Source organism: Polymorphobacter multimanifer, from assembly GCF_014205635.1.
Lineage (GTDB): Bacteria > Pseudomonadota > Alphaproteobacteria > Sphingomonadales > Sphingomonadaceae > Sandarakinorhabdus > Sandarakinorhabdus multimanifer.
In genome coordinates, this window is record NZ_JACIIV010000049.1 from 1 (window position 1) to 12,560 (window position 12,560).

Genomic DNA, 12,560 nt, shown 5'->3' on the forward strand with positions numbered 1-12,560 from the left:
CGAAATTCCGGCGAATACGGCGATGCTTTTTTCTTCTCTACCATGATGGGTATCCTCTGAGGGTTTTACCCTCCGGTAAACCCGGGGCAGTTCAGGCTGACCTGGATGTCCGTCGTGCCCTGAATAATCAGCACGGGTGCGCGCACGTTCTTCAGCTTCGCTGCCGGATCGAGAGGCAGCCAGGAAATCAGCTATGGCTGAACGCTAGGACGGAACAGTGACGCGAGGGCCGACGGCGCGTCGCTTACAGCTTTCCCCGCCTCCAGCCGGGAAAGCACACGGTCAGCATCGGCGCGCAGGACGGGCGGAATGGCACCGGCTGCAAACTGGCGTCGCATCAACTGGCCGGCCGGTTCGCCGGCACCAGCGATCAGGATCAGGCCGCTTGCCGTTAACGCATGAGCGGCCATGGTCGCCACGAGCGCACCCTCGCTGTGCCCTATCAGCAGCACCCGCGAGACTCGGGGCTCCTTGGCCAGCAACGCCGCCCATGCCTCAGCATCCTCGACGAAGGTTGTGAAGCGGAGTTTTGCTTCATCGAGGCTGGGAACAGCGCTGGCAGCGATGCCGCGCTTGTCGACCCTCAGCGAGGCAATGCCGCGCTCTGCAAGCCCGTCCGCCAGCATCTTCAGGCTGTCGTTGCGCAGGACGCCGCCAGGCAGATGGCTGTTGCCATTGCGGTCGGTGGGGCCTGAACCTGCAAGGATGAGAACCCCGGGCACCCGGGCGTTGCCGTCAGGAAGCGTGAGAGTGCCTTTCAAGGTCACACCTCCGCTGCCGAGGCTCACTTCGCGCGATGTGAAAGCAAGTGAGGGCGCCACCCAGCAAAATACGAGCGCCAGCGCCGTTCTGCGGATGGCGGCCATTAGTTCCATGTTGCACCTTCCTTCCGACGCCAGAACCACCATGAGAAAACAATGGGCGGTACCACCGCGACAGGGAGCGCGAGCATCACCAACGATCCGCGGGAATCAGGCGTCATCGGGACGACAGACGCGACCATGATCAGCATTCCGCCCGCGATCATGGTTCGTGAACCGAGGCGATGTGTGGCGATCCAATTGTCCGTGTCGGTAAGTGTCCAAGGTGTGCGAATGCCAACGAAGAAGCCCGGGCGCGATTTCGGTAGGGCATTGCCACTCGCAACCATCAGCACACCCAAGCCTGCAAGGTGAAGCGTCAACGGCACATGGACGCTAAACGCCGGGGCCGAGACCGCGACCTGCGTCATCACCATCATTGCCAGCAGTCCGACCCAAGCAGTGGCCAATAGCGAGGCACTGCCTGCCATGCGGTCCTGAAGAGGCTCAATGTAAGGAAGAATGGCGAGTAGCCCGGACAGCCCCGCGGCAATGGCGACCGGAACGAAGAGCGCAAGCCACGCCTCTGCAAAGCGATCCGCTTTGCCTGCCGCGCTCCAGTGGACCGGCAGCTGAGCGTCCGCTGGCAGTTTCAACAATGCGATCATCGCGATGGCAGCAAGCAATCCGACGACCAAAGCCGAGATTATTACAAGCGAGCGGGAATGCATCGCGGATCCTCCTTGTTCTCTCCGATACCCATGCGGCCCATGAAGCCGAGGATGACTTCCTCGAGGGCGGAAACATTAACTGTGTAGGTGATGCTGCCGCGACGGCTCTCACCCTGAATGAGACCGGCGGATTTCAGCTTGGCGAAGTGCGCTGACATCGTCGGTTTCGAGAGCGGAAAGGCGTCAGCCAGCGTACCGGCGGTCATGCCTCCGTCCTTCAGCATTTCCAAAATTTGCCGGCGCACAGGGTGTGCCAGCGCGTCGAAAACCTCATTCATGCTACCACCATTTCGAGTATTAGCGAATACACGAATACAACCTGCTTCGCAACCGTCGCATTAGCTGCAGCAGTCGGCAGTCAGAGCTGGCAGAACGTGAGCCGAAACCAAGAACACGCTTGCACGGTGCAAGACCGGCACGGTTCATCAGGCGCTCGAACGCTGCCGGGCAAGGGGGCGATAGAGCGTGCCATTGCGTACACCTGCAATGGAGCAGTTTCGGCTCCGTACTCTGCCGACTTGATCAATCAAGTCGTCTTCTGAGCTGGTTCGCTGCAAGATCGAGGAAAGCGCGCAGTGCTGGCGACAGGCTCTTGTGGCTCGGGTAAACGGCATTGATTTCGACCCGACGCACCGACCACTCGGGCAGCACCGCAACCAAATTGCCGCGCACAACGTCGGGTGCCCCGATGAAGTTTGGCAGGTTTGCGATGCCTAGACCGTCTCGTGCTGCTGCCAGAAGCACTTCTGGGTCGTTGCAGATCATTGCGAAGCTAATGTCGATACGCACCTCGTCTCCGGCTTCGGCGCGCAACGTCCAGCTGTGCGCCTTTGCCGATCCGCCATTTTCCAGTAGTCGGTGCCTGGCAAGGTCATGGGGTTGGTCAGGCATGCCCTTGACTGCAACGTAAGCAAGACTGGCATATAGTCTGGCGGTGCCGCGCCCCATGCGCCGGGCCACTAAGCTGGAGTCCGGAAGAGCGCCGGCGCGGATTGCTACATCAAAGCCCTCTTCGAGCAGGTCCACGCGCCGGTTGGACAGTTCGACGAACAGATGCACATCTGGAAATTGCTTCGCGTATGCAGCAATAATCGGCGGCAGGAAGGCTTGGCCCAATATCGTCGGCGCGGCAATCCTCAGGCTGCCACTCGGCGCTGCCTGAAAGCTTTTGACTGCCGCCGACGCCTGTTCCAGTTCCAATATCACGCGCTTGGCGTGCTCGAAATAGCGTTGCCCCAAATCGGTTAGACGCAGCCGCCGCGTTGTCCTCTCGATCAGTCTGGCCCCGAGCCGGTCTTCGAGCCGGGACACCCGCGTGCTCACGCTCGACTTCGGCAGGCCGAGCCGAGCGGCGGCACGCGTGAAGCTTTCAGCCTCTGCGACACGGGTAAAGACAAGCACATCATTCAGATCATCCATTGTACGCTGCCCTGAACAGTGTGTTCGATTTCTGCCATCTACTTTTGTCAGTGCGAACGATGCAAACGAGACTTACCAAGCAACGTCACCATACCAGGAGTGATCACATGATCAAGGTTCTCAATAAGGTTGCCCTCGTGACCGCCGCGTCCCGCGGCATTGGGCGCGCCGTTGCCGAGCGGCTCGCCCGCGACGGCTTTGCAGTGGTCGTCAACTATGCCTCGAACAAGACCAAGGCCGAGGAGGTCATTGCAGCAATCGAGGCGCAAGGGCGCCCGGCTGTCGCTGTGCAGGGCTCGGTTGCCGACAAGGCCGACGTCGCTCGCATGTACGACACCGCGATCGAGCGATTTGGAAAAGTCGATATCGTGGTCAATGTTGCTGGCGCCTCAACGTTCAAGCCGACGACAGAGCTTACCGACTCCGACTTCGATGCTATGTTCTCGGTCAACGCCCGCGGTGCCATGTACATGCTGGCCGAAGCCGCACGCCGGGTGTCCGATGGCGGACGCATCGTCCAATTTTCCACGGGCGGCACGGCGATGGCGGTGCCGGCCGGCGGCCTCTACGCTGCATCGAAGGCGGCCGGTGAGCATCTCGCGTTTGCACTCGCCAAGGAACTCGGACCGCGCGGTATCACGGTGAACGTGGTTTCGCCCGGCGTCACGGACACCGATGGGCTCATCATGCCCCGGGAGGCAGTCGACGGCCTGATCGCGCAAACACCACTTGGCAGGCTCGGCCAGCCCAATGATATTGCCGATGTTGTCTCTTTACTCGCATCCGATGATGCCCGGTGGATGACCGGCCAAAATCTTCGGCCGACCGGCGGCATCCTCTGACCAAAGTTCGCAGTTGCGTGCGGGCAAGGCAATTCTCCGGCTGCCGTGCCCGCATGTAGATCGTCAGCCGTTTAGAGGTGGCTCGGCTAATCTGCACATTCGGCTAAGTGGAGTTTCTGCCTGAAGGCGGCCAAGATGGCTGTCGAACAGGAGACCAGATGACGAAGCGAACACGCCGGAACCACAGCCCGGCTTTCAAGGCGAAGGTGGCCTTGGCTGCCGTGAAGGGCGAGAAGACGCTGGCCGAGTTGGCGCAGCAGTTTGACGTTCACCCGAACCAGATCACGACTTGGCGCGGGCAGTTGATGGAAGGGGCTGCCGGGGTTTTCGGATCTGACAGCCACAATGAACCGGCGGAGCCGGCGATCGACGTGAAGACGTTGCACGCCAAGATCGGCGAGCTGACGTTGGTGAATGATTTTTTGTCAGGGGCGCTCGGCAAGGCGGGACTGTTGCCGAGCGCAAAACGATGATCGACCGTTCGCATTCGCTGCCGGTGATACGGCAGGCGCGGGAGCTGGGGATCAGCCGCGGCAGCGTCTACTATCTGCCGCGGCCGACCTCGGATGCCGATCTCGCCATCATGCGGCGGCTCGACGAGCTGCACATGGACTTCCCGTTCGCTGGCAGTCGGATGTTGCGCGACCTGCTTGCCGCCGAAGGCGTCAAGGTCGGTCGCCTGCATGTGTCGACGCTGATGAAGAAGATGGCGATCGAGGCGATCTACCGGCGGCCGAACACGTCGAAGCCGGCGCCGGGGCACAAGGTCTACCCCTATCTGCTGCGCAAGCTGGCGGTGACGCGGCCCAACCAGGTCTGGGCCACCGATATCACCTACATCCCAATGGCGCGCGGCTTCGTCTACCTCATCGCCATCGTCGACTGGTTCAGCCGCCGGGTCTTGGCTTGGCGGCTTTCGATCACGCTGGAGACGGACTTTTGCATCGAGGCACTGGAGGAAGCGCTGGCGCGCTTCGGAGCCCCGGAGATCTTCAACACCGACCAGGGCAGCCAGTTTACCAGCATGGCGTTCACCAGCGTCCTGATCCGTGAGAAGGTCGCGATCAGCATGGACGGCCGGGGCGCCTGGCGAGATAATGTGTTCGTCGAACGCCTGTGGCGATCGGTCAAATATGAAGAAGTCTATCTGCGAGCCTACGGCTCGGTCAGCGAAGCCCGCTCCTCGCTCGGCCGATATCTGACTTTCTACAACGGCCGACGCCCGCACTCATCGCTTGACCGCAAGACGCCCGATCACGTCTACTTCAACCAACCGCTTCTCGCAGCGGCATGAAACCGGCAGCCGCTCCACTTAGCAACCGCGCGGGGCTGTGCAGATGAACCGAGCCACCTCTGTTTGCAGAGGCAGTGCGGCGTGCTGAGATCGAGGCAACGCGAACATCGTTCGGGTCTCGGGTGTTGTTCAACCCGAACATGTCTCTCGGTCTTCGGCTAAGCGAACGAGTGGCGGTAGAGGCGGCTTTCGAGCACTTCAGCCACGCCAGTCTGTTTTCCTCGCAGAACCCCGGCATCAACAACCTCGGCGTTCGGTTCGTGGTCGCTCTAGGCCGGTAGCACTCTGCAACCGCCTAACAGGACCGAGGGTCGGGCGAGGCGAGGCCATAAGATATGGGGCCCGTTCCGGCACTGTACCGGCGGCAACTTTCGATCCCATTTAAGCCATTGACGAGATATAATTTTAAACGGCAGATCTTTGGGGCCCTGCGATCGCAGGTGAGGAATCCATTGGTAAGTCTCGCGTTGCCCTGTGGCTTGCCCTTGTCTTGATGTTTCCGTCCGGCGCTTGGGCTTCAATTCCTGAGTGTCATGAGGCGCAAGCCAGCGCGGCTGTTGCTTCCGGTGTGGTGATTGAAGAAGTCAAATCTGACGACGCCCAGCTTCAGCTTCTCCGCGTAACTGCACGCCGGGGCGCCTTCATGCACATCTATTTCGACGAAAATTCCGAAGCTGATGCGCGCCGATACGCAGCTTGCCTCGGCACACAGTTGAACCTGCATGCAAATGAGCTGCTTGACCAGCGCACGGGTGCTCAATTGGCTTCGGTCGTGTTCACCGCGGACTTGAATTACATTCCGGCACGTGGGGAAAAGATCAAAACACGATGGGTCATATTCACTGATCCCAAGGCGCTGGAGGGACTCCGGCCCAGACCCATGGTCATCAAGACCTTGCCCCACGAACAGATTCACGATTTCCAGTCGCGAAACGGTGCCATTGCTCCCCTGTGGTTCGAAGAAGGCCACGCAACTTGGGCGGGCTTGCGAATTACTGGGATGCTGGATCCCGAAGCGGCAAGAGTGGAGCGAGAAGAAAGGCTTGCAGAGTTACGGTCAGCAAACGGGCCAGTTAACCTCTCTGGGTGGGGCCAGCGAAAAGTGAAGCGAGAGACAATCCTGCGTCAGGTGTCACCCGAAGATCGCGTCCAGATGGAATCGGACCCCAATTTCTACCCCAAAGATGGGTCATACACCTTCACCATAGACGACTTCGAGACCGACGAGTCGATGGCTGGCGCACGCTATGCAGCGGCGTTGCTGATGTTCGAAGGGCTAGAGCAGCGCCACGGTGCCAACAAGGTTCGGCGATGGGTCTTGGATGTAACTCAACTGCGGCCGAAGTGACCAACGCCCAACTGGCAGCGTCGGTAAAAACCCATTTTGGCGAAGACCTGTCCGACCTGCTCAAGGAGTGACGGATGAACTTTTCTTTTAAAAGCCGCCATTTGCTTCGCCACCCACAAACAGTCTTCGCCTGTTCCCCGTGCGGACACCTCTGACAGGCGATTTTGGGAGGCCCGTGGCGCCGCGACCAGCCAGTCGGCCAGTTTTAACCGGCCCGCTCAAGATCAGCGCAGATGGCCGAATTTTTGATCCCCCGCTCGGAGTGCCTCATGAGTTGCGAAGACCCAGGCGGTCGTCATCGTCGACAAGCGTGATGCGTCCCTCCCAGTTCCACAGGACCAGGTTGAGCGAGTTCCTAGGGGCGCCGCGGGCGTAACTCGGCACAACGATGCCGGCATAGCCTTGCGCGATCGCGGCCTCTGCGAGATCCTGAGTGGGAACCGTCTGACCCGACAGCATCTTGTCGCGCCACGCCGGATCGGCAAGTTCTGCCGGCGTCAAGTGAAATGGCTGCAAAGCAGTTGTGTCTCGGCCATCCAGCAGGGGGCCAATTTCGGCCTGATAAGCAACCAGCGTGGTTGGCTGCAGCGTGCCAACCTGATTGGCCTCGCGCAAAGCTGTCTCAGGCGCAAGTGACGTATAGAGCGCCGGACGTCCGAGCCGGTTGAAGCGACCGCCGAACCGGGCAGCACCTTCTCCGGATAGCGGTGTGCGAGACCAGACCGCATTGTGGGCACGGTACAGCAGCCCGGTAAAATGCATCGTCCTATGCGTGGACGCCGGCATCGACCGCGTCGATATACGTCAGCACGTCGTCAGCCCGGTTGCTCTGCACCAACTGCATGGGGGTCTGACCCGAGAAACCCGGCAGCGGTTCCGAGCGATACCAGGCATAGGCAAGCAGCGCAGAACCGAAACGCGGCTCGACCTTATTGAGGACCTCGACCATTTGGCGGATACGGCGCTGGGTACGATCCGAGCCAATCCTGTCCTTGCGCTGGATTGCGTCCTTGCCAAGACCAAGCGAGCGCGCGAGTTCGTCGCTGGTAGTGCGCAGCGCTTCCACGATCTTGCGCGGAGCGAACTCGCCATTGTCAGCGTAGTTCTGGATCGCCATTGCCACACTCCAATAATTTCGACGCAATTTAGCGTCAGAAAATGCGGCGATCAAGCCATGGCGTTCTGATGAGCGATTGGCCACCTCCAGAACCGTTTCACAAGGCCCGCCATGCCCCCAACGGATCGACGCAGTGGATAGCCCTGTCAGGCAGCTTGCGGCAGCTATCGCGCCTTCGGGCACGACGTCGATCCCGTCCGAAAAGGTGACGCCGAAAGGCGGCGCCGCCCAATCTCACAGGCCGAGGTCAGCCTTCTCGCCTCGATACGATCGCAGCCTGTTCATGCAAGATTAGCCCCATGAATGCATGAGATGCTGGACCGTGCGTCAAGCTGCTGCCGGTTGCCGCGCCAAAGTCCGGTAGATCGTCGGCCGTCATACCTGGAACACTTCGCTGAGATCGCTGATCGAATAGTCCCCTTTCGGACGCCGTCTCACATGACGACTCTCGCCCCACTATGCGACATTCGCCCGTATCGGCGAGATTATAGAGGACGGTCGGATCACAGCCGAGGATCTGGTCCCCCGGTTAGGGCTCGCGGACGCCGGTCACCAGAGATCCTCCTTCAAAAACGGGCAAGGTGACGGCTCGACAACTGTGGCGGGCTGGTAACGTCAGCCGCCTGGCGGACTAATGCCGCGCCGCAGCGGTATTGAGGTGCCGGGGCTTCATCGGTTATTCGGATGCGACGAGTGTTGCCCGGTCAGGCGGCGGTCGTGCCTTCGGGGGAGAAATCAGGCATGCAGCCGTTTGAGTATGTCGTTGGGCTTGTATCGATTCTCCTCGGCCTGGCACTGACGGAGCTGGCGTCGAGCCTGCACAAGTTGCTGCGCGCCAGGGCGCGCGTAAGGTGGGATTGGCAGGCACCTGCTGCGGCTGTCGCTCTGGTGCTGGTGGTGCTGGACTTGTGGTGGGGCGTCCGCCAGCTTGAGCTGATCGGCTTGACCATGACGATCGGCCTGTTCTTGCCGCTGCTGACAGCGCTGCTGCTCTTCTACCTGGCCGCAGCCGCCGCCTTGCCCGATGACGTACCTGTGGAAGGTGTCGATGTCCGGGAGTATTATACCGCGAACGCAAGATACTTCTGGTTGCTGTTCGCGGGGTTTGTCGTAGTGGCAAAGCTGCACGTGGGTCTGGTTGCTTACCTGCAGATGACAGACACGTCGCAGACGGCAGCACGCCTCGCAAAACTTCTGACCCCCAGCCTAATACTGGCTCTGCTTGCAGCGTCCCTCGCTTTCGTCCGACAGACATGGTGGCACTTCGCCGTGCTCTCGTTCCTGATCGTGGCACTGCTGTCATCCCACATGTCGCGACCTCTGCTCTGAGAGGCCCCACGACAGGCGGTAGGTCGGTCACCGGGGGGGGACGCCACGTTCGGCTATCTCCATCCGCCTCGCCGATAGCTGACATCCCGCAAACCACCCCAAAGCCGCCATCGTGGGGGTCCCCGTGCGGACGGTCGGAAAGGCATCCCCGCGATCCAAGCAGGATCACCTCCATGGATCAGGAACCTTCAGCAGGCAGAACATGTCCGTCCTGTGTGTGCAGCCAGTTACGCGCTTTCGTCGCGGCGATTGCGCCGAGCGCTATTGCAACACTGATTAGGCGATGGCGGCATTGCAGCGAAAGTGTGAAGGCTTATCCGCACGATTCTTGCGACCCTGTTTGCGTAAGCCGCCGCCGATGGCAGTCGCGCAAACTTTGCTGCAGGCGTAGGTGGAGTAGCCCCACCCACGCCCTGGCATCAGGCGATTAGCGCACCTTGCCGCGACGGAAGAAGTTCACGATCCCGAGCAGCACGACCGCGCCGACAAAGGCAATGATCAGACCGGTCAGCGAAAACGACTGGACGCTGCCACGAATGCCGAGCAGCGGCCCCGACAACAGGTTGCCGATTATCGAGCCGATGCACCCGACGACGATATTAAGAAAGATGCCCATCGAGGCATTCCGCCCCATGACTATGCTCGCCAGCCAACCGGCGACGCCGCCAACGATAAGCGCAATAATCCAACCCATGTTCCACTTTCCCTTGTTCAAAAGTTTGTCAGATGGGCTGCAAGACCAGCCCGATCGAGCGCCAGATTGTAGTAAGATGCGGCTTCCTACAAGCCAATACGGGCGCGGCTTCGAGCTTGACGGGCGGATGATGCCACGATCAAACAATACGACCGCTCGATCATCATAAAATACGTGAGCAAGCGGTACGCCACGTGGACGTGAATGACCGCGGTCAAGCCATTGGTGCCGATCATTTCCACCACCACACAGGGGCTTACAGTAAATGTCGAAACGGCCGAACAATTCCATTCATCCGGAGATGTTAGCTCGAGCGCCGCGCTGTCGCGCCTAACCCGTCCAATCCGTTGGAAACAACGTCGCCAAGCGCGGCGCAGATTGCGCGCCATGTGCAATGCGGCGGTAAGGTCCGCCGGGCCTGCACCGCTAACGATGCAATCCCAGCGGACCTCAAGTCCCTCGCCCAACCCAGTTCAAGTTGCGGCAGGGCGCGTACTCACGCCTTCGCTGACGACTTAACTTTGCTTTTGGTGGTCACCGCTTTCCCACCCTTCGTATCGACGTTTTCGCTTTCGGCAGCGTCGGCGTCCACGTTGACATCGGCTTCGGCAAGCCGGGTCAAGTCTTCATCCATCTTCCTGCAGGCGTCGGCGCAGGTCTGAAATTGGGCCTGTGCAGCATTTTGGCCGGTTTGCATCGCCCACGACGAGAGGGTGCCAAAGCGCGTGATCTCATAATGCTTGATGGCTTGGACCGCAGCCAGCACGCCTGCGTCAAGCGCGGTTTCGTCGGCGTCTTCCAGAACTTCCTCGGCTTCATCAACCAAGCCCTTCATCGCCTCGCATGGCACGGTCTTGGCGCGTTTGCCCAGCGCCTCAAATCCCTCTTCGACAGCGCCGATTCGGGCGGCGATCGCCTCGCGGTCGTGGGCCAGCATGGTTTTGAGTTCGTCGTTGGACACTTTGCGTGCCAGTTTGGGCAAAAGTTTCAGCGCCTGCTTTTCCGCGTGAAGGACGTCCTGAAGCATATGGTAGTACAGATCAGCAAGTGTACGCATCATGTTTTTCCTCACTATAGAGCTTCAAACATTTCTTGGTCGACTTGGGCGCGGGCGTGGCGTCGAGATCGACTTTCAGATCGCGTTCCCAAAACTGCAGATCGGCGCAAGTCGCGACAAGCACCGCACAATCATTGGCACTTTTCTGTGCGATGAAAACCGCTACCATACGCACTGATCTCTTCGCGTGGATTTCTGAACAAAAATAGCGCCCTGGCAACAAATTCCAATCTCAGATTGATATCTGAAGCGTCCCGGGTTTTCCGGAGGTTCCTGAATGTGAGAAGGAGCCTGCACTATGAGCAAGACATCGAACAGATTTTCGCCTGAGGTTCGGGACCGTGCGGTTCGCATGGTTGGCGAGCACCGGGCTGACTATGCGTCGGAATGGGCGGCGTTGACGTCGATCGCCGGCAAGATCGGCTGCACGACCGAGACGCTGCGCCGCTGGTGCCGCGAGGAGGCGAGCCGACGAAGCGCGCCAGCGGCGCAGGCTCCTGACGACAAGGCTCGGCTGAAGTTGCTGGAGCGGGAAGTGAAGGAACTGCGCCGGGCGAACGAGATCTTGCGCAAGGCGTCAGCATATTTTGCGCAGGCGGAGCTCGACCGCCAAGGCAAATGGTGATGGGGTTCATCGAAGCTCATCACAAGGACTTGGGGATCGAGCCGATCTGTCGGGAACTGGCAGTCGCCCCATCGTCCTGGCACGAACATGCCGCCCGGCTTGCTGATGCCAGCAAGCGGTCGGCGCGGGCGCAGCGCGATGACGTTCTGCGCGCCCAGATCGAACGGGCCCATGCCGCCAGCTTTGGTCTCTATGGCACGCGCAAGATCTGGCACCAGCTTCGGCGCGAGGGAACCAAGGTTGCCAAGTGCACTGTCGAGCGCCTGATGCAGGCGATGGGCTTGGCGGGGATCAGGCGCGGGAAGAAGACGATCACCACCGTCAGCAACCCCAAGGCGCCGTGCCCGCTCGACAAGGTCAACCGGTCATTCAAGGTGACGCGCCCGAACGCCCTTTGGGTCGTCGACTTCACCTACGTCCACACCTGGGCCGGGTTCGTCTATGTCGCGTTCGTCATCGATGCCTTTGCTCGCCGCATTGTTGGCTGGAAGGTCAGCACATCTGCCACGGCCGGGTTCGTACTCGATGCGCTGGAACAGGCGATCCATGCTCGCCGGCCCAGCGCCGAGGATGGCTTGATCCACCATAGCGACAGGGGCGTACAATATCTGGCCATGAACTACACCCAGCGCCTGGCTGAGGCCAACCTGGTGCCGTCCGTCGGCAGCGTTGGTGACTCGTACGACAATGCCCTCGCTGAAACCATCAACGGCCTCTACAAAGCCGAGGTGATCTGGCGGCAGCGGTCGTGGCCGACCGCGGCCGCCGTCGAAATGGCGACCCTGCGCTGGGTCGATTGGTTCAACAACCAACGCCTGTTCGGCCCTATCGGCCACATCCCGCCCGCCGAGGCCGAAGCCAACTACTATGCCGCCAAACAGGACCTCGATATGGTCGCATGACTCAAACCAAACTGCCTCCGGAAAACCCGGGACGCTTCAGTGCGAAGAGATCGATGTCCGCGTGAAGGCGTTCCTCGATCGCCCCATCGAGGGCGACTGGCCATACGTGTGGATCGACGCGACCTACCTCAAGGTCCGCCAGAACGGCCGCATCGTCTCGGTCGCGGTCACCATCGCGGTCGGCGTGAACAGCGATGGTCGCCGCGAGGTGCTTGGCATGGCGATCGGCGCGTCGGAAGCTGAAACGTTCTGGACCGATTTCCTGCGTAGCCTTGCGCGGCGCGGCTTGCGCGGCGTGAAGCTCATTATCTCGGATGCCCATGAGGGCATCAAGGCTTCCGTCTCCCGCGTCTTCAGCGCCGCATGGCAACGCTGCCGCGTCCACTTCTCCCGCAATGCCCA

14 protein-coding genes, 1 pseudogene and 1 other annotated feature are annotated in these 12,560 nt (G+C 60.6%); of the genes and pseudogenes, 7 read left to right on the top strand and 8 right to left on the bottom strand.

Going from position 1 to position 12,560, the window contains the following annotated elements; genetic code table 11:
- Positions 1-191: 191 nt before the first annotated feature.
- From FHS79_RS17845 to FHS79_RS17860, 4 genes are all read right to left on the bottom strand, one after another.
- Positions 192-866, bottom strand: a complete 675-nt coding sequence (locus FHS79_RS17845; protein ID WP_184203097.1) for an alpha/beta hydrolase — start codon at positions 864-866, stop codon at positions 192-194.
- Positions 866-1,531 carry an SdpI family protein gene (locus FHS79_RS17850; RefSeq protein ID WP_184203099.1) on the bottom strand — a complete coding sequence of 222 codons (666 nt, stop codon included), beginning with the start codon at positions 1,529-1,531 and terminating at the stop codon, positions 866-868. Before FHS79_RS17850 ends, FHS79_RS17845 begins: the two co-directional genes overlap by 1 nt.
- Positions 1,510-1,809 (bottom strand): metalloregulator ArsR/SmtB family transcription factor, encoded by a 300-nt coding sequence (locus tag FHS79_RS17855; protein WP_184203101.1) that lies wholly within the window; start codon positions 1,807-1,809, stop codon positions 1,510-1,512. The genes FHS79_RS17850 and FHS79_RS17855 overlap by 22 nt, the downstream gene beginning before the upstream one ends.
- A gap of 244 nt (positions 1,810-2,053) precedes the next feature.
- A complete protein-coding gene (locus tag FHS79_RS17860) occupies positions 2,054-2,950 on the bottom strand; it encodes a LysR family transcriptional regulator (RefSeq protein WP_184203103.1) in 897 nt (298 codons plus the stop codon).
- A gap of 20 nt (positions 2,951-2,970) precedes the next feature.
- On the opposite strand from FHS79_RS17860, the gene FHS79_RS17865 reads away from it, so the two are divergent.
- The 4 genes from FHS79_RS17865 to FHS79_RS17880 all read left to right on the top strand — a co-directional run bounded on the left by FHS79_RS17865 (position 2,971) and on the right by FHS79_RS17880 (position 6,434).
- Entirely contained in the window at positions 2,971-3,792 is an 822-nt protein-coding gene (locus tag FHS79_RS17865; protein ID WP_243453540.1) for an SDR family oxidoreductase, read from the top strand.
- 158 nt (positions 3,793-3,950) lie between these two features.
- A protein-coding gene (locus FHS79_RS17870; RefSeq protein WP_243452989.1) for an IS3 family transposase occupies positions 3,951-5,086 on the top strand; the annotation gives its coding sequence in 2 pieces (ribosomal slippage) (positions 3,951-4,217 and positions 4,220-5,086; 1,134 coding nt in all).
- A gap of 74 nt (positions 5,087-5,160) precedes the next feature.
- Positions 5,161-5,367, top strand: a complete 207-nt coding sequence (locus FHS79_RS19255; RefSeq protein WP_274603720.1) for an acyloxyacyl hydrolase — start codon at positions 5,161-5,163, stop codon at positions 5,365-5,367.
- 212 nt (positions 5,368-5,579) lie between these two features.
- The gene (locus FHS79_RS17880; RefSeq protein WP_207792444.1) at positions 5,580-6,434 is read left to right on the top strand and encodes a hypothetical protein; all 855 of its coding nucleotides are present in this window, start codon (positions 5,580-5,582) and stop codon (positions 6,432-6,434) included.
- Positions 6,435-6,701: 267 nt separating this feature from the next.
- Here the strand turns inward: FHS79_RS17880 and FHS79_RS17885 are convergent, their stop codons facing one another.
- A complete protein-coding gene (locus FHS79_RS17885) occupies positions 6,702-7,196 on the bottom strand; it encodes an RES family NAD+ phosphorylase (protein ID WP_184203107.1) in 495 nt (164 codons plus the stop codon).
- A 4-nt stretch (positions 7,197-7,200) separates the two neighbouring features.
- Positions 7,201-7,551, bottom strand: coding sequence for an MbcA/ParS/Xre antitoxin family protein (locus FHS79_RS17890; RefSeq protein ID WP_184203109.1), 351 nt, complete (start codon positions 7,549-7,551; stop codon positions 7,201-7,203).
- Positions 7,552-8,292: 741 nt separating this feature from the next.
- Here FHS79_RS17890 and FHS79_RS17895 point away from each other — a divergent pair.
- Positions 8,293-8,880: a hypothetical protein gene (locus FHS79_RS17895; protein WP_184203111.1), complete on the top strand. Its 588-nt coding sequence runs from the start codon at positions 8,293-8,295 to the stop codon at positions 8,878-8,880.
- Positions 8,881-9,307: 427 nt separating this feature from the next.
- Here the strand turns inward: FHS79_RS17895 and FHS79_RS17900 are convergent, their stop codons facing one another.
- Complete coding sequence (locus tag FHS79_RS17900) at positions 9,308-9,574, bottom strand: GlsB/YeaQ/YmgE family stress response membrane protein (protein WP_184203122.1); 267 nt, start codon at positions 9,572-9,574, stop codon at positions 9,308-9,310.
- Between the two features lie 496 nt (positions 9,575-10,070).
- Positions 10,071-10,631: a YciE/YciF ferroxidase family protein gene (locus FHS79_RS17905; protein WP_184203113.1), complete on the bottom strand. Its 561-nt coding sequence runs from the start codon at positions 10,629-10,631 to the stop codon at positions 10,071-10,073.
- Between the two features lie 298 nt (positions 10,632-10,929).
- On the opposite strand from FHS79_RS17905, the gene FHS79_RS17910 reads away from it, so the two are divergent.
- A protein-coding gene (locus FHS79_RS17910) for an IS3 family transposase (RefSeq protein WP_184203115.1) occupies positions 10,930-12,158 on the top strand; the annotation gives its coding sequence in 2 pieces (ribosomal slippage) (positions 10,930-11,218 and positions 11,218-12,158; 1,230 coding nt in all).
- Positions 11,211-11,327 (top strand) — a sequence feature (AL1L pseudoknot). (Overlaps the previous gene by 117 nt.)
- 40 nt (positions 12,159-12,198) lie before the next feature.
- Positions 12,199-12,560: pseudogene (locus FHS79_RS17915) on the top strand (IS256 family transposase); the annotation flags it as partial.

Coding starts and splice junctions, on each gene's coding strand:
- FHS79_RS17845 (WP_184203097.1), bottom strand. CDS start 866: ATGGCCGCCATCCGCAGAACGGCGCTGGCGCTCGTATTTTGCTGGGTG.
- FHS79_RS17850 (WP_184203099.1), bottom strand. CDS start 1,531: ATGCATTCCCGCTCGCTTGTAATAATCTCGGCTTTGGTCGTCGGATTG.
- FHS79_RS17855 (WP_184203101.1), bottom strand. CDS start 1,809: ATGAATGAGGTTTTCGACGCGCTGGCACACCCTGTGCGCCGGCAAATT.
- FHS79_RS17860 (WP_184203103.1), bottom strand. CDS start 2,950: ATGGATGATCTGAATGATGTGCTTGTCTTTACCCGTGTCGCAGAGGCT.
- FHS79_RS17880 (WP_207792444.1), top strand. CDS start 5,580: ATGTTTCCGTCCGGCGCTTGGGCTTCAATTCCTGAGTGTCATGAGGCG.
- FHS79_RS17885 (WP_184203107.1), bottom strand. CDS start 7,196: ATGCATTTTACCGGGCTGCTGTACCGTGCCCACAATGCGGTCTGGTCT.
- FHS79_RS17890 (WP_184203109.1), bottom strand. CDS start 7,551: ATGGCGATCCAGAACTACGCTGACAATGGCGAGTTCGCTCCGCGCAAG.
- FHS79_RS17895 (WP_184203111.1), top strand. CDS start 8,293: ATGCAGCCGTTTGAGTATGTCGTTGGGCTTGTATCGATTCTCCTCGGC.
- FHS79_RS17900 (WP_184203122.1), bottom strand. CDS start 9,574: ATGGGTTGGATTATTGCGCTTATCGTTGGCGGCGTCGCCGGTTGGCTG.
- FHS79_RS17905 (WP_184203113.1), bottom strand. CDS start 10,631: ATGCGTACACTTGCTGATCTGTACTACCATATGCTTCAGGACGTCCTT.